We start from the raw sequence: 16,142 nt of genomic DNA on the forward strand, positions 1-16,142 counted from the left end.
CTGACTCAAAGATGACCAAGTCGGCCTCGCGAGGCAATATTCCACATAGAAACTGATGAGTAATAAACTGTAGATGGTTGTTCTACCACGGAATCTTACAGCCGCGAGATCCCAATCTTGATGCAAACAAGCTGTTTTACAGTTATTACGCCAATATTGGTGAGCATTTTTTTGACTCCTCTTCTGGTCACCAAATGCTCACCTTTTTTTTGCGAATATTTGAATAATTCGGTGTATTTCAGAAAAATAAAAAGCCTGTAAACGTATGATTTACAGGCTTTCAACTAACTTTTATATTGTTTCTGGCGGTCTGGACGGGACTCGAACCCGCGACCCCATGCGTGACAGGCATGTATTCTAACCAACTGAACTACCAAACCAGACTCTGTTGACAATCGTTATTGTCTAACGTGGTGCAAAACTAGTATTTTTATTTCCCTTTGCAACACATTCGACGCTAAAAAGTTATTTTATTTGCAAATAAAAATCGGGCAAACAGGAAATGTTCTGATTATGAAATAGTTGTAATCCCCATTAAAATGCCGCAAATCAAAGACATTACTGCAGAGCTGGAAAAACTGGCGCCTCTACCCTATCAGGAGGATTATGATAACGCCGGACTGATGGTTGGAGATCCCGGCATGGTGGTAACGGGTGTGCTCATTTCGCTGGACATCACAGAGGAGGTCATTACTGAAGCTGTACAAAAAGGCTGCAACCTGATCGTAGCGCATCACCCGATTATATTTCGGGGTCTCAAGAAACTGAATGGCAAAAATTACGTGGAGCGAACCGTGATCAAGGCTATAAAAAGTGATGTGGCGTTGTACGCATCGCATACCAATCTGGATCATGTACAGCAGGGTGTAAATTACAAGATTGCAGAGCGGCTGGGCCTTGAGCAGGTTCGGATTCTGGCTCCCAAAACCCAGATATTAAAAAAACTTACATTTTTCGCTCCGTTAGCCAACACGCAAAGCATTTTAGATGCCCTGTTTAGGGCGGGTGCGGGAGAAGTGGGGAAATACAAAAACTGCAGTTTTCGCACAGAAGGAACGGGCACCTTTTTACCCGGAGAGGATGCACAGCCCGTCATTGGCCAGCCGGGATCACTGGAGCAGGTGGCGGAACACCGGGCAGAAGTAATATTCCCTTCTCATCTGCAGTCGGCCGTGCTGGCAGCGCTAAGAAAGACCCACCCCTATGAAGAAGTCGCCTATTATCTTCACTTGCTCGAAAACGAGAATCAGGATGTGGGGGCAGGGGCCGTTGGCGACCTTCAGGCGCCCCTCAGTCCGGAGGCATTTCTGCAACACCTGAAAACACGTATGAACACCGGCACCATCAGGCATACCAGGATCGTCACCAATGAGATTAAGCGTGTGGCAGTATGTGGCGGTGCAGGAAGTTTTCTACTTCAGGATGCCATCCGCGCCGGAGCCGATGTGTTTGTAACCTCAGACTACAAGTATCACGAATTTTTCGATGCCGATAACCGGATCATGATCTGTGATATTGGCCATTACGAAAGCGAAGTATTTACGAAAGATTTACTATATCATTATTTGTCAGGAATTTTTAGTAATTTTGCACTCTGTTTGTCGGATGTCAATACCAATCCGGTTAAATATTTTGTTTAGAAAGCAATTTCATCAACATATTTAAATCTGATTGGAAATTTCAAATCCATTAACAAACTATCTTTCACCAAATTACGCATTGAAACAAGTCCATTAAAGACATACATGGAAAACACAATCGCCCAAAAATTAGACGCTCTCCTGAAGCTGCAGGAAATTGATTCAAGCCTAGACGAAATACTGAAAACGCGTGGCGATCTTCCTGAGGAAGTTCGGGATCTTGAAGATGAAATTGCTGGTTTTGAAACGCGTATAGGAAAGTTTAAAAGTGAAATAGCCACTCTGAACAGCGAAATTGACAACTTCAAAAACGCTCAGAAGGATGGCGAAAAGCACATCAAAAAATACAAGGAGCAGCAAATGAATGTTCGCAACAACCGCGAATACGATGCGATCACAAAAGAAATTGAATTGCAGGAGCTGGACATGCAGCTGGCCGATAAGAAAATCAACGAAGCCAAAGCCCGCATCCGCCTGATCGAAGACGACGCCAACCGTGCCGAGTCGGTTCTGAATGAAAGAAACGAAGATCTTAAGGCTAAAAAAGGTGAACTTTCTGTGATTACAAGCGAAAGTGAATCCGAAGAAAAAGCGCTTTTGGGCGAACGCGAAAAACACATCAAAAAAATTGAAGAGCGCCTATTGAAGTCCTACGATAAGATTCGTGGCAATTCAATCAACGGACTGGCAGTGGTTCATGTATCACGCGGTGCCTGTGGCGGATGTTTCAGTATCGTTCCTCCACAAAGACAGGCTGATATTCGTGAACGCAAGAAATTAATCGTTTGCGAACACTGTGGCCGGATTCTTGCTGATGTTGAAAGTGTTGAACCTGTTCATCAACGTCGCTAGTAAAAATATATACGAAGGAAAAGGTTGCCTAAAGCGGGCAACCTTTTTTTGTGGTTAAAGCTTGTATAAAATCCATAAATCAGGCTTATGGCTGGCAATCAGGATATAACTTTTTATTCAAACCACAATTCATATCTGGATTCTCAGGAGGCCAAATGTGTACAGTTATGAGGCGGATATCTTTTTTAATTGTAATCCTGCTACACCGTTTGTGCTGTAGCGCACCTTTACTGGCAAATGATACAAGCGATGAAATCAAATTCACACCCAAGCTGCAGCGTGCCTATTTTGAGATTCAAAAGCTCCGCATTCAGCCCGCCAGGAAACTTATTGAGGAAGAACGGCAGCTCGACCCGGACAACGCTTTCATTCACTACCTTGACAATTATGCGGATCTTCATTACCTGCTGATATCTGAGGATAAGACGGCCTACAAAAAACTTCTAGCCAAGGAGGACGAGCGCCTCGCCGCATTGGGTCGCCTGCCCGACTCCTCCCCTTTCAAGCTTTTTCTGCAGGCAGAAATCCGGCTGCATTGGGCATTTGCAAAAATCAAGTTCGGAAATGAAATAAGTGCTTCCTGGAATGTAATCAAGGCTTACAAAATGCTCGATCAGAATCACAGGAAATTTCCCGATTTTTTACCCAATCTCAAATCGCTAGGAATTCTACATATTATGATAGGCTCTGTGCCAGATAATTACGCATGGGTAACTAAGGTTCTGGGCCTTAAAGGGGATGTGAATCTTGGGGTGAGGGAGCTACAAACTGTAATTCAAAAAGTACCTCTTTTTCAACAGGAGGCGCAGTTGATCGATTTGCTTGCACATGCGTACATCCTGCAACTTAGCGATACGCAGCGGTTAAAAATCAAACAATTACCCAAGGATCAGCCAGACAATTTACTGCTGCATTTTTTTGCCACAACCATTTTAATGAAGGAAGGGCATAGCAGCGAAGCGTCCTACTGTCTTAGCCACGCTCCTGCAGGCATCGGCTATATTCCCTTCCCTTTTCTGGATTATTTACGAGGTGAGCTTTCCTTACAGCAGGGCCAATACAATTCTGCGATTTCCTATTACAACGCGTTCCTCCAGCGTTACAAGGGCTTTAATTTTATTAAGGACAGCAACCTCAAACTCTTTATGTGCCAGTGGCTTGGAAATAAGGATGCACAAGCAGCTGTTTTTATCGAACGGGCCCGCACTTCCGGTGTTGCTATCGTCGAGAGCGACAAATTTGCTCAGAGGATCGCCGATGAGTTCGCGGCAAAAAGACTCCTTCCTGAACAAAAGAGCCTTTTCAAAGCCCGATATGCAACGGATGGTGGCTACCTCGAGGAAGCACTGGCGATCGTTAATACTATGACGGAAGGACAGTTCAAAACGCAGGAAAATAAAGCTGAATTCAACTATCGTAAAGCTCGCATACTTCAGAAAAGCGTTCAGACTGACCAGGCTATCCCCTTTTACGAACGGGCCATTATGTTAAGCCAATCCGCGTCACCCGAGGTAGGTGCTTCCTCTGCCCTTCAGTTGGGTTACATTTTCAAAGACAAAAAACAGCATGAAAGGGCTGTTTTTTATTTCAAAAAAGCCATTTCCTACAAAAAACACGAATATAAAAACAGTATCGACAACAAAGCCCGTGCGGCACTATCGGAACTGGGCAACTAATACATACTTTATTATTGAAGTTCTTATCCTAGCGGGTGCCTCAGCCAGAAAACGGTGCCGCAATTACCTTTCTCAGGAGTGCCAATAGAGCGGATTAAGGACATGGGAATTACTTTTTGCACCTCATGGCGTCTAACCAACTGCATCCCTTTTACCCATGCTATGAGCTACAATAATGATAAACCCAGAACCATAAGAAGTTGGGCAGAAGAAGACCGCCCCAGAGAAAAAATGCTCATGAAAGGACGCTCCGCATTATCAGATGCAGAACTGATAGCTCTTCTGATCGGCAGTGGTACGGTAGATATGACGGCAGTGGACGTTGCCAAAGGTGTTATGAGCAGCGTGGGGAATGATTTGAGTGAACTCGCCAGACTGAGCATCAAGGATCTGACAAGAAATCGCGGTATTGGCGAAGCAAAAGCCATTACCATCGTTGCGGCTATGGAATTGGGTAGGCGAAGAAAGGATCAGGCGGTACAGAAAAAAAGTAAACTGGGCTCTCCGCAGTCTGTTTACAACGAGATGAAACCTTATTTGCTGGATCTGCCTCATGAAGAATTCTGGATCATCTTGCTGAACCGTGCCAATGAGGTCATACGCCCGGTCAGAATTAGTGCAGGCGGCGTGACCGGCACGACCACCGATACCAGGATGATCTTTAAGTCGGCCATTGAAAACCTGGCCAGCTCCCTGATTCTGGTGCACAATCATCCGTCAGGGCAGCTCGTACCAAGCCATGCCGACAAAATTCTGACCCGTCAGATTCAGGAAGCCGGAAGGATTCTGGACGTGCCGGTGCTCGATCACCTCATCTTCACCGATCACGGGTTTTACAGCTTTGTAGATGAAGGGATATTCTGAAAGTAACATCCTCAAACAACTTTTACATTTCTTTAACCTTCTTTTACTGGTCATTAACAGACACCCCGACGACGCCTTCTAGTTTTGTTGAAAAAATAAAAAGAGAAATGGCTAAACTGGCATACGCAGGTTCTTTATTGTTGTTGTTTTTTTTCGCTTGCTGTAAAGGCCGGGATAAAACGGACCAGCCAAAAGATTCAACCAGGTCCGAAATCAAAGAAGCAGTTACTTCCTACGGGCCGAACACGATGGTGCGGAATGTAAGGCAAGGCAAAAATGGCACCATTTTGATTGCCGCGTCATTTGCAGGGATTTTTCGGTACGATCCCCAACAGTCAGCTGGAAAACGTTTTACCAATCTCACAGGTAAATTAGGTGCACGCAGATTCTGGGATGTCCTCGAAGACCGGCGCGGAAACCTTTGGCTCGCAACTACCGATTCAGGTGTGTATTACTACGATACCAGACGGGAAGTTCTCAATAAAGCAAAATCCTTTCAACATTTTACAACCAGGGAGGGGCTTGCCAGTAATGCGGTGATGGTCATTTATGAAGATAAAGCCGGCATGATTTGGTTCGGCACCAGAGGTGGAGTAAGCCGTTACGACCCCAAACGGGCAGATGGGAAATATTTTCGGAATTTTACAACTAAAGACGGACTTCCCGATAACCGTATTAATACCATCATCGAAGACAAAGCCGGGAAATTATGGATTGGTACACGCGGTGAGGCCTGTTTTTATGATGGAAAAAAATTTGCCGTTTTTAAAAATAAAGACGGCAAAGCCTTCAGCAACGTGTGGGGTATCACCGAAGATAAAAAGGGCAACATTTGGTTTGGTGCAACCATAATCGAAAACCGAAAAGGCGATACGTTGATCGTATCAACAGGCCTTTGGCGCTATGACGGCAGTGCCTTTACCAAAATTAATCAGCGGGGAACTTCTGCTATAATCGAAGATAAAAAAGGAAACATCTGGACTACTGGAGCAGTAAAACCCAATGGGGTTGGTGCCTGGAAACTTTTCCGTTATGACCAAAAGTCCTTAGACAATAAAGAGCCTGCTGCAACCGAAATCATGTCTTCCCAAAAAATGCTTTGTGGGATTCTGGAAGCTAATGATGGCAGTATCTGGTTTGGATCTCTGAGCGGCGTGTATCGATATGATGGAAAGACCATCACGGATTTTAAAAGTAACGAGGGACAAAAACCTTAAATTTCCGGATCAAAAACCACTATGCTGTTACAATCCATCAATATACTTCTGTCCGCCCAGGGCACGCATCTGACGCGATATCTGCCCGGTTCTTTTGATGACGTACGGAGATGGATTTTTAATGGAAAAGCGTACCGGATTGGGTAGAACGGCTGCAATCCGTGCGGCTTCTGATCGTGTCAGATTTTTAGCCGATTTATTGTAAAACCTGAGTGAAGCCGCTTCCACACCAAATGTCATTTTCCCCATCTGTGCCACGTTCAGATAAACTTCAAGAATACGTTGTTTATCCCAAATGACTTCAATCAGAATGGTAAACCATACTTCCAATCCTTTGCGGATGTAACTTCGGCCATGCCAGAGAAACACATTTTTGGCCACCTGCTGCGATATGGTACTTGCGCCACGCACGCGTTTGCGCTTTTCGGTCATGGCATCATAGATCTCATCAAAATCGAAACCCCAGTGATTGGGAAAATTCTGATCTTCGGAAGCCACTACGGCAAGTGCAGCCTCACGGGATATATTTTCGTAAGGTTCCCAATCACTGAATATTTCCGTGTCCTCGTCAGCTTTGAAAGCATCAATCTTGCGTGAAATCATATACGGCGTGACCCACACAGGAACAAATTTCAAAACAGCCACCCACACAATTGAGAATCCAACAAAAACTAGTAAAAATCTAAAAGCAATAAAGGTAAAACGAGCAAACATATATAATTTCTATTCCAAAAGCCAAACGACATTGTCTGTGCAAAGAACAGAAACTAATCAGGTTTAGACAAAGAAAACAGCCAACATTATAACGCTATATGCTGTTTTTGTAGAATTCTAAAAAAAGAGCTGGAATATTGGAAGCAAGGTTCTGTTTCAACGGCCGCCTGCCTTTTCGGGTAGGGTGGTTATACCAAACACGATTATGAAGAAAAATAGACAGCGTCCTGCACACAATTGCCCGAGAAGGTATCTCACCCATATAGACTAAATATTTCTCCCTTCACTAAGAAACTTAAACGACTACAATGCGTATCAAGGGAGATTAACATTTCCTTCTTACCTGTCCTATGAATGAAGATATTCTGAATTTTATATGGCGATTCCAGTATTTTGAAACCGGACATCTTCAGACGGACGAGGGCCAGTCCCTGAGCATTTCGAGGACAGGCCTGTTGAACACCAACGCCGGGCCCGATTTCACCCACGTAAGAGTCCAGATTGATGGGGTCGAATGGGTGGGCTGCGTCGAGATTCATGTTAAAGCGTCGGACTGGTTACTACACCAGCACGAAAACGACAAAGCCTATGAAAGCGTAGTACTCCATGTGGTTTGGGAGAACGATCTGCCCATTCGCAGGCAGGATGGCACCTTACTCCCGACACTCACCTTGAAAGGGCTGGTTCGGCTATCGATTCTTGAGCGTTATGCCCAGTTGCAGGATGAAAAGGATGAAATTCCATGCGCTAAACTTTTTAGCCAGGCTGGCCATCTCCAAAAACTTGGGATGCTCGACAAGGTCCTACTGGAACGTTTGGAAAAGAAGGCTTCCCTGGTTATTGAACTTTTTCAAAATAATCAGCAGAACTGGAAAGATACAACGTATCAGTGGCTGGGACAGCATTTTGGTTTCAAACTCAATGATCCCGCTTTTCTGCGGCTTACACAAAACGTACCATGGAAAGTACTGCAAAAGCATCGTAACTCCTTGTTACAGATCGAGGCACTTCTGTTCGGTACCGCAGGTCTTATACCTGAATCTGAACTGCAAGCCAGTAACAGTACACATCAGATGGACGAATACGTACAGGATCTAAACCGGGAATACCAATTTCTATCCGCTAAATACGGATTACAAAACAGCAGGATGGAAGATCACGAATGGAAGTTTTTAAGGCTACGTCCAGCGGGTTTCCCAACTGTGCGTCTCGCCCAGTTTGCCACATTGTTAAGCAAAAACCCAAGCCTGTTTACCACTTTTACACATACCGAAAAGGTAAGCAGCCTCTTTGACCTGTTTCAACTTCAGCAGTCCGTTTACTGGAAAGGACACTTTCGGTTTGCTAAAAAATCAAAATCAACGGTTCCCGATATGGGAAAAGATGCCGCCAGTCTGCTAATTATCAATGCCGTAGTGCCATTAATGGTCGCCTATGCCCGGCAGCGACATGTGCCAGAATTACTGGACAAGGCTATTTCATGGCTTTCCGAAATTCCCGCGGAGAACAATCGGATTACCCGTGAGTGGGAAAGATTGGAAATGAAAGTAAAAACAGCTGCTGATTCTCAGGCTCTGATTGAATGGTACAATAACTATTGCACGCCCCGAAAATGCCTCGACTGCACAGTGGGTGCAGCACTTGTAAGATCCAATTAGGATCTGCTGACCAGATTAACCCCCGTCAGCAAAAATACAGAACCTACCAAAAACGGAACAACAGATTCCCATTTGCTAACAGTAAGCCCCAGCACCGGCTTATCCGATAAAAAGGCAACGCAGGCGAATAGCAAAACTGCAATGCCCAGGAGGGTAAGTAATGCGCCAAAAAAACGTCTGAAACGGGTAGCTTCCATTGAGAATTGATCCTGTGGTTTTGTAAAGTCTGCAAAAGTATGAAATGTGCAGGTTCTGAACAATCAAGTGCTGTTCATTGCTCAGTAAATCTGTCCCAGGTGTACCCAATCTGCAAGATCAAGCACAGTTCTGCGCTGAGCAAGAAGATGAAGTTCAACACGCTTTCTTCTCAGCCGCACATTTGACTGCTATTTGTTTCACACCATATTGCGCTCCAATCCAGAACCCAATACCGTATCACACATAATTTTCGAAACGCCGGCAGAAGAAAAATTAAAAAAATTCTATATTTGCCAAAAGGTCAATCGAATAGTTACAACTTGATATGCTCAACGATTCTGATATAATTACCCGGCGCTAATGAAATTCCAATTCATAAGTACCTCCTGGCTCCTTGTGATTCTCTGGATCATTCTTACATGTTTCAATATCAATAAGGCCTTTCATATTGACGACGCATTTCACCTGGAGGCCGCTCAATGGATTGGGGCGCACCCCACCAAACCCATGTCGGGTTTTATAAACTGGTCCAATAATCCCTCTTCTGGCTCCAATGCCAATCAACCTCCGCTGTATTTTTATCTGATTGCATTTGTTGGTGAGCTGTTTGGTTATTCAGAAATTCCGCTGCACATTTTTCAGTCCATATTCACATTTTTGGTTCTCTGGCTATTTTTAAAAATCTGTACCCTGCAGAATATTACCAATACCAGGACTTCTTTGCTTTTTATGGCCTTTTGCCCGGCGTTGATGGTGAATCAGAACCTGATGATTGACGTCCCGCTTCTGTCACTCGAACTGGCATTCGTATTTTTTCTACTTAAATCAGATGGACCCCGCGCGCTCAGGTATTATACGCTGGCGGCTCTGGTACTTGGTTGCGCACTGCTGATCAAATACTCCATCCTCCCCCTTCTGGTTGTATTTCTGCTTGTAATCCTGGCTGAAAAAAAATATAAATACCTTACTCTGGGACTTATACCTGTTGGAATACTCGGCTTATGGTCCATTTTTAATCTTTTTGAATTTCAGAAAGTACACATCTTCAACAGACCCGTAAGCCACTTCTCCATCGCGGCGCTTATCAACCAAACGATTGGTCTGCTGTCTTGCATTGGGGCAATTATCCCCTTTTCCATTGCCCTTTACAATGCCAGACTACCTTATAGAATTGTTGAGAAACTTAGCTATTTATCCCTATTCGCATTTCTTTTCTTTTGTGGCCTGGTTTACTTTGACATCATTCCTGAGCGGATTTCGTCACTTATCTTAAACATTTTGTTTGTGATCAACGGAATGGGTATCGCATTGGTGATGGGTTCGGAGATCTGGCCCAGGTTTCGGAAGGAGGGAAAGTGGAGAATTCCTGAAAAAGCAGACCTGATCTTCATTTTAACCTTTGCCTCCATGGCCGCTTTTACCGTAAAATACGCCCCATTCATTGCTACCAGACATATATTACTGCTAATACCATTTATCATTTTAATCTGTAGGGATCTGATCGACCGGATTCCGCACCGTATCCAAGTACTTTCGATCGGCCTATCTGTAACTATGGGGGTTCTGTTGACGCTCTCCGACTGGTACTATGCTGATTTTTACCGACAGGTTTCTAAAAAAATCAATGTCCCTCCGGATGGAAGAATATGGGTTTCGGGGCACTGGGGATGGCAATGGTATTCCAAAAACATTGCCGGTGGTCACGTGAGCCAATACGGGACCGACTCGTCCAAGGTTCATCCGGGCGACTATTTTATCCGGCCGGCCGTAGCCGATCAGCAGTCGGTAAACGAAAATCTGGTGTTAAAAGAAATTCAGCGCATTTACATGAAACCAGGTTTCTCTACATTTCTTTCAGGTCACAAAGCGGGAAGCATGTACCTCTCTTTCCCGAAAAAGGGCCCCTGGAATTTGAGTAAAACACCTGTGGACACCATAATCATTAGTCGTGTCGTGGGCATTACAAAGTAATTCTCAAAGTTTTATTACAAAAAAAACCCGGATTGCTCCGGGCTCTGAGGTACTGCTTGTGACCACCAAACATACTCTTCAATATTTGTTACAGAAACTCAAATTTTCACCCCCCATTCTTTATTCAAAGGCCGTCCGAGAAGTGCATTGGCTTCCTTATCATTTTTAAACTCCTCTTTCTTTGGATTCCATTGAAGCGATCTGTTCAACCGGTAGGCAATATTACCGATATTGCAGACTGTGGCAGTCCGATGTCCCACTTCCACATCACAGATAGGCTTGCTGCGTGTACGCATTGCCTGTAGGAAATCCTTATGGTGATTCTCGCTTTTGTAAACGTGCTTCTCTTTTTCTCCGATAATCTTATCTTTCAAACTGGCCGGTGTGGTTTCGATCTTCTTGCGTTGCACCCTGATCTCACCTTCCGTACCGGTGAATAGGATTGCATTGCTCCAATCCCACTTTTCGTGTGTCATGGTAATGCCATTTTCGTAGCGATAAGTAAGAAACTTGTGCTCTTTCCCATCCGGCGCGAAAACTTCCACGGGTCCGCTATTATCCATATCAAGAGACCATTGCACGATATCAAACATGTGGGCTCCCCAGTCGGTTACCATGCCTCCTCCAAATTCACGGTAATTGCGCCAATTGGGAAACACGTCCCTGGTGATCGGAGGCGCAAGCTCCGAGTTGAAAGCGACAGGTTCATTGGGCCCCAGCCACTTGCTCCAGTCCAGTCCATCAGGGATAGGTTCGGCGTTAAGGTTGTAAGCTACGGGCGGTGGACCCACGCTCACTTTAATGCTTTTCACTTCGCCGATGTACCCGTTGCGAATCAATTCGGCCGCGTGCCTGAACTCGGGCCAGGACCGTTGCATACTTCCGGTCTGGAACACCCTGTTGTGCTTTCTTGCGGCATTTACCATCGCCCTACCCTCTTTTACAGTCAGCGAAAGCGGCTTTTCGCAGTAAATATCTTTACCAGCCTCAGCCGCTTTTACAGACATCGCAGCGTGCCAGTGATCCGGTGTGGCGATCACCACTGCATCCACATCTTTACGAGCCAAAAGCTCCCGATAATCATTACAAACCTGAATTTCAGGCATCCCACCCAGCTGCGTATTTTTGGCGTAAGTTGCCTTAATACGATCCAGAGCCATTTGCGACTTGGCCTTATACACTTCGCTGAGGGCTACTATCTTCGTTTCACCTGTATTCAAAAATCCGTCCGCCAGTCCTTTACCCTGCTTCCCGGTACCAATGAATCCAAGAGTGATCATGTCACTGGGAGCCAGATACCTGGATCCGTCCGGTTTTTGGCCACCAAGTACAAAGCGGGGGACAATCATAAAGCCTGCCAGAGAAGCCGCAGCTTTGCCAACAAAATCTCTACGATTAATTTCGTTTTCCTTTTTCATTCTTTGCGTTAATTAAAGGTGTAGGTCTGTGGGTTTATTTTGATAGAATTTTGACTTTACTTTGTTTGATCTGTTCCAGCAAAGCGGTTAGTTCTTTCACCTTTTCGGGATGTTGCGCGTACACGTCGCTGGTTTCTGCTACGTCCACAGATAGATTATAAAGCTGACCTTCCGGCTTTCCTACCGTAGGCTTTATTTGTCTTGGCTCCGTAAAACCGCCCGAGCCCAATCCTAGTATCAATTTCCAGTCTCCCTTTCGGATCGCGTAGTAACCCACGGAGGAACTGTGGATGACCGCCGGTTGTTGCGCAACCTGCCTGGTCTTGCCCAAAAGTACCGGCAGAATGCTGTAACTATCCTCGGTTACAAAGGCAGCATCTTTGTTAGAAACGATATCAGCACAAGTTGCCATCAGATTGGCCAGCGTAGTGGTGGCATTGCTTACGCTACCTGCCTTCACCTTTCCAGGCCACCTCACAATAAACGGGATTCGGTGTCCGCCTTCAAAGGCATCACCCTTCATGCCCCTGAACGGGCCCGCTGCCTTGTGGTTAAACTGTTCAATGAAATTCTGCCGCCAGTATGGCCCGTTGTCACTTGCAAAAATGACGATGGTATTATCTGCAAACCCTGACTCCTTCAGGGTTTTTAAAACTTCTCCAATGCTGGCGTCCACCTGCTGAACGAAATCACCGTATTCCCCTGCTTTGGATTTTCCTTTGTAATTATTGGTAGGAAGCCAGGGTGTATGTGGAGCGGGTAAGGGCAGATACAGGAAAAATGGTTTGGTTTTTGACTGCCTCGTGATAAATTCCTTTGCCTTTTGGATAAAGTTGGGTAGCACACCGTGAAAATCAAAAGAAGGTGCCATTTTACCTTCCCGCCAGAACGGCCCGGTATAACCTGAGGTTAACTTATTTCCATCCGTATACGCCGAAGGTAGTTCCGCTAGTTTTTGATTTTCCAGATAGCAATAGGGAGGCATGTCAAGCGAAGCTGGCAAGATGTAAGAATAATCGAACCCAACCGTGTTGGGCCCCTGAGCAGCTTCCCTGGTGAAGTCAATATGCTCCGGGTTCATTTCTGTTTTTATTCCATAATTTTCCGTGGAAGCCATAGCTTCGTGCTCCTTTTTCAGTGCCCAGTCGAGCCCAAGGTGCCATTTTCCTACAACACCGGTCTGGTAGCCGTTCTTTCTGAGCATTGATGCCACAGTAGCACGATCATTTTCGATCAATGTGCGGCTGTATCCGCGTAGAACGCCCACGGGCAGGCGGCTCCTCCAGGGATAACGGCCTGTCATGAGCGCATAACGGGTAGGCGTACACACCGAAGACGGAGAATGTGCATCAGTAAAGCGCATGCCCTCCGAAGCCAGCTTATCCAGGTTGGGTGTAATAATTTTGCCCTCCGGATTATTAGCCGAAACATCCCCATAGCCCAGGTCATCGGCGAGGATGTACACGATATTGGGGTGCTGCCTGGGGGCAGACTGAAAAGACACAGTGGCAATGGCTAGGAGCAATATAACTGCGTAGGCTAAAAATTTTGTCTTTTTATGCATAAATAACGATCGTATTATTTTTGGATGGTTTTTTCATTATTGTAAGAGCTTAGATGTTTTCTAGTCCTTATTTCTTTATTCACAAAGCGGTTGAAACTTCTGATATCACCTCTCAACCTGCGAAAGTTTCAGCATTACCACGCCGTGATGTGGTATGGTCGTTTTGAACAACCCTTGATACTGACCAATAACTTTCTGTCTCCACACATCCCGGAATGTGTACCTATGGGGCAGGCCGGTTCTTTTCAAGTCCAGAGTAAAGGCTTTCGAAGGCTCATCTCCCCACCGGAAGTAAGATTGAGGCGTCTTTCCGAAATCAGCCACATTGAAAAGTCCGATCGCATACGAGCCGTCTTCCAGAGATTTCAACCAAACCTGCACACCATCTTCCTCACTGATCAGCCGGGCTGGCTTTCCCAGCGGATCCTGATTAATGGCTATCACTTCGTCATTGGTCAAAAGATTCAGGGTAAAATCATCCAGCTTTTCAATCGGGCAACCGATCAGCATAGGGGCCGAAAGAAGACTGAATAAGCTGACATGACTATATTGTTCATCAGGTGTGAGACGGCTGGCGTGCAATTCCGAACCCGTGGTAACGTCGCCTAAGATCATCATATCCGGGTCATTCCAGTGTCCCGGCCCGCCGTAGGGGCTCCATTTATCCAAAGTAAACGCAGAGGTATACAAGCTATTCCAGCTATCTCGGATATCTGGCCCGGTTCTGTAAGAATTGGTAAGCCTGGCCCAGTCATGAACCTGCGCAAAAGGTGCCGAATTGGAAATGCTGTACAAAATATCCCTGCCTGATTGTTTCAGGGCAACGGACATCCGCTCCGCAGATGGCACTTCCAGCCGCCAGTCATATTTCAGGTAATCAATCCCCCAGGCTGCCATTTGCTTTGCATCCTGCTCCTCGAAGCGGTACTTTCCAATATAACGATAGGCACGTTTGTTGTCCCTTACCGAATCCGGGAAAAACCCATTCGCCTGATTGGACGACGCTCCCGGGTAACCCGCATAGCTGGAAATCCAGGGCGTAGAATATACCCCTACTTTCAAGCCCAGACTGTGAATGTAATTGATCATCTCCTGAAACCTGGGAAACTTTTCATTGGGCTGAATGGCATTAAACCGGCCACCTCGTTGCCCTTGCCAGGCGTCATCAATGTTGATATAAGTCCACCCGTGTTGGCTTAACCCCTTGCTGACCATCGCATTGGCCGAAGCAATTACTTTTTCTTCATCGATATTCCTCGCCCAGGAATTCCATCCATTCCAACCGATGGGCGGTGTGAGTGCAATGGTATCCCCTATTTTGATCTTCAACTGCTGACTGGCTTCACCAACATGATTTCGGGCCTTTAATATTGCAATGTACGTTCCGCTCTGAGAAACCCTCCCCGTAATTATACCGGTATTCGCATCCATGGTGAGCCCGGCTGGCAGGTTATCGGCCGAAAAAATCAGGGGCCTCTCGCCTGTTGCCGCCGTGGTGAACAGAAAAGGATTGTTTGGAGTGGCACCGAAAACTTTCGCTGCGTTTATTTTTGGGGCATTTGAGGGTTTTGGTGTGAGTATGTACCGCTCACCTGTGTTGGGGATATTTAAGGGACGATGACTATCTACCATCACCAATTGCGCATCGCCCCAGTTTGAATACAGCTTGGTGCGCCCCTCTTCCTTCACTTTGACCAAAAGCCCCAGACGTTTGATTCCTGTCAAATCAACCCGTACTTTTTTAGGGGCATCACCTCGCCTCATTTCACCACTTTCGAATAAAATTTTGCGATCTCCGATCACATAAAAAATATGCGGCAAATCCTTATTTCCCTGGTCATCCACACCGACTGCGGCCGAAAACGCTTTAGCATAACCATTTATATAGAAAGCCAGGATACTGACACCATTAACCCCTACCCCTCTCCGGAAGTATCTGCCTGCGATTCGCATGGAGTCGCCGGCGGCATTGGTTTTGGGTACAACAGCTGGAATTCCCTCGGAAAAAGACTTGATTCCCAGCTCATCCAACCACAATGGGGAGGTTTGCTGCGCCTGAATATTGGAACAAATACATAGTAGAAACCACGGCAAAAAACGGTTTTTGAACATTACAAGTTTAGTTGGTTTTCTGACAGCCCTTTAAACCTTCAGATTTAACTGGGGTTTTTCAGTCATCATTGTCACATTACGTTTTTGAGAATGAGAAGGACTATTCAATGGTAGATTCGCCCTTAATGTAATGACTGCATAAATGCAATCCTGCACCTATACGAACCGAAAAGTTTTTATGATGGCTACCAATTCCGCCTTAATCAGGAACCTCATCCTATTTAAGGAGCCCCTGCACTATATAAAACAAGTTACTGA

Annotated in this window: 12 protein-coding genes and 1 tRNA gene; 7 read left to right on the forward strand and 6 right to left on the reverse strand. The window is 45.6% G+C overall.

What is annotated here, in order from left to right; translation table 11 throughout:
• Window positions 1–303: 303 nt before the first annotated feature.
• Window positions 304–380 (reverse strand) — tRNA-Asp (locus DYADSP32_RS07995).
• 159 nt (window positions 381–539) lie between these two features.
• Here DYADSP32_RS07995 and DYADSP32_RS08000 point away from each other — a divergent pair.
• From DYADSP32_RS08000 to DYADSP32_RS08020, 5 genes are all read left to right on the forward strand, one after another.
• Window positions 540–1,640 (forward strand): Nif3-like dinuclear metal center hexameric protein, encoded by a 1,101-nt coding sequence (locus DYADSP32_RS08000; RefSeq protein WP_149243218.1) that lies wholly within the window; start codon window positions 540–542, stop codon window positions 1,638–1,640.
• A gap of 105 nt (window positions 1,641–1,745) precedes the next feature.
• Entirely contained in the window at window positions 1,746–2,492 is a 747-nt protein-coding gene (locus tag DYADSP32_RS08005; protein WP_149243217.1) for a C4-type zinc ribbon domain-containing protein, read from the forward strand.
• Between the two features lie 167 nt (window positions 2,493–2,659).
• Window positions 2,660–4,168, forward strand: coding sequence for a hypothetical protein (locus DYADSP32_RS08010; RefSeq protein ID WP_414617613.1), 1,509 nt, complete (start codon window positions 2,660–2,662; stop codon window positions 4,166–4,168).
• A 162-nt stretch (window positions 4,169–4,330) separates the two neighbouring features.
• The gene (gene radC, locus DYADSP32_RS08015; RefSeq protein WP_149243216.1) at window positions 4,331–5,032 is read left to right on the forward strand and encodes a RadC family protein; all 702 of its coding nucleotides are present in this window, start codon (window positions 4,331–4,333) and stop codon (window positions 5,030–5,032) included.
• A gap of 107 nt (window positions 5,033–5,139) precedes the next feature.
• A complete protein-coding gene (locus DYADSP32_RS08020) occupies window positions 5,140–6,249 on the forward strand; it encodes a two-component regulator propeller domain-containing protein (protein ID WP_149243215.1) in 1,110 nt (369 codons plus the stop codon).
• 27 nt (window positions 6,250–6,276) lie between these two features.
• Here DYADSP32_RS08020 and mtgA read toward each other — a convergent pair whose 3' ends face one another.
• Window positions 6,277–6,963, reverse strand: coding sequence for a monofunctional biosynthetic peptidoglycan transglycosylase (mtgA, locus tag DYADSP32_RS08025; protein ID WP_149243214.1), 687 nt, complete (start codon window positions 6,961–6,963; stop codon window positions 6,277–6,279).
• Window positions 6,964–7,313: 350 nt separating this feature from the next.
• Here mtgA and DYADSP32_RS08030 point away from each other — a divergent pair, with 350 nt between their 5' ends.
• Window positions 7,314–8,621, forward strand: coding sequence for a DUF2851 family protein (locus DYADSP32_RS08030; RefSeq protein ID WP_149243213.1), 1,308 nt, complete (start codon window positions 7,314–7,316; stop codon window positions 8,619–8,621).
• Here DYADSP32_RS08030 and DYADSP32_RS08035 read toward each other — a convergent pair.
• The gene (locus DYADSP32_RS08035; RefSeq protein ID WP_149243212.1) at window positions 8,618–8,818 is read right to left on the reverse strand and encodes a hypothetical protein; all 201 of its coding nucleotides are present in this window, start codon (window positions 8,816–8,818) and stop codon (window positions 8,618–8,620) included. The genes DYADSP32_RS08030 and DYADSP32_RS08035 overlap by 4 nt on opposite strands.
• Window positions 8,819–9,179: 361 nt before the next feature.
• Between DYADSP32_RS08035 and DYADSP32_RS08040 the strand changes: the two genes are divergently transcribed.
• A complete protein-coding gene (locus tag DYADSP32_RS08040; RefSeq protein WP_149243211.1) occupies window positions 9,180–10,790 on the forward strand; it encodes a glycosyltransferase family 39 protein in 1,611 nt (536 codons plus the stop codon).
• A 98-nt stretch (window positions 10,791–10,888) separates the two neighbouring features.
• Here the strand turns inward: DYADSP32_RS08040 and DYADSP32_RS08045 are convergent, their stop codons facing one another.
• The 3 genes from DYADSP32_RS08045 to DYADSP32_RS08055 all read right to left on the reverse strand — a co-directional run bounded on the left by DYADSP32_RS08045 (window position 10,889) and on the right by DYADSP32_RS08055 (window position 15,884).
• Window positions 10,889–12,208, reverse strand: a complete 1,320-nt coding sequence (locus DYADSP32_RS08045) for a Gfo/Idh/MocA family protein (protein WP_149243210.1) — start codon at window positions 12,206–12,208, stop codon at window positions 10,889–10,891.
• 34 nt (window positions 12,209–12,242) lie between these two features.
• The gene (locus DYADSP32_RS08050; RefSeq protein WP_149243209.1) at window positions 12,243–13,772 is read right to left on the reverse strand and encodes a sulfatase family protein; all 1,530 of its coding nucleotides are present in this window, start codon (window positions 13,770–13,772) and stop codon (window positions 12,243–12,245) included.
• A gap of 105 nt (window positions 13,773–13,877) precedes the next feature.
• Complete coding sequence (locus tag DYADSP32_RS08055; RefSeq protein WP_149243208.1) at window positions 13,878–15,884, reverse strand: NPCBM/NEW2 domain-containing protein; 2,007 nt, start codon at window positions 15,882–15,884, stop codon at window positions 13,878–13,880.
• Window positions 15,885–16,142 lie beyond the last annotated feature (258 nt).

The sequence above is a fragment of the Dyadobacter sp. 32 genome (genome assembly GCF_902506755.1).
Classification (GTDB): Bacteria; Bacteroidota; Bacteroidia; order Cytophagales; family Spirosomataceae; genus Dyadobacter.

Coding starts and splice junctions, on each gene's coding strand:
- DYADSP32_RS08000 (WP_149243218.1), top strand. CDS start 540: ATGCCGCAAATCAAAGACATTACTGCAGAGCTGGAAAAACTGGCGCCT.
- DYADSP32_RS08010 (WP_414617613.1), top strand. CDS start 2,660: ATGAGGCGGATATCTTTTTTAATTGTAATCCTGCTACACCGTTTGTGC.
- mtgA (WP_149243214.1), bottom strand. CDS start 6,963: ATGTTTGCTCGTTTTACCTTTATTGCTTTTAGATTTTTACTAGTTTTT.
- DYADSP32_RS08020 (WP_149243215.1), top strand. CDS start 5,140: ATGGCTAAACTGGCATACGCAGGTTCTTTATTGTTGTTGTTTTTTTTC.
- radC (WP_149243216.1), top strand. CDS start 4,331: ATGAGCTACAATAATGATAAACCCAGAACCATAAGAAGTTGGGCAGAA.
- DYADSP32_RS08045 (WP_149243210.1), bottom strand. CDS start 12,208: ATGAAAAAGGAAAACGAAATTAATCGTAGAGATTTTGTTGGCAAAGCT.
- DYADSP32_RS08050 (WP_149243209.1), bottom strand. CDS start 13,772: ATGCATAAAAAGACAAAATTTTTAGCCTACGCAGTTATATTGCTCCTA.
- DYADSP32_RS08030 (WP_149243213.1), top strand. CDS start 7,314: ATGAATGAAGATATTCTGAATTTTATATGGCGATTCCAGTATTTTGAA.
- DYADSP32_RS08055 (WP_149243208.1), bottom strand. CDS start 15,884: ATGTTCAAAAACCGTTTTTTGCCGTGGTTTCTACTATGTATTTGTTCC.
- DYADSP32_RS08035 (WP_149243212.1), bottom strand. CDS start 8,818: ATGGAAGCTACCCGTTTCAGACGTTTTTTTGGCGCATTACTTACCCTC.
- DYADSP32_RS08005 (WP_149243217.1), top strand. CDS start 1,746: ATGGAAAACACAATCGCCCAAAAATTAGACGCTCTCCTGAAGCTGCAG.
- DYADSP32_RS08040 (WP_149243211.1), top strand. CDS start 9,180: ATGAAATTCCAATTCATAAGTACCTCCTGGCTCCTTGTGATTCTCTGG.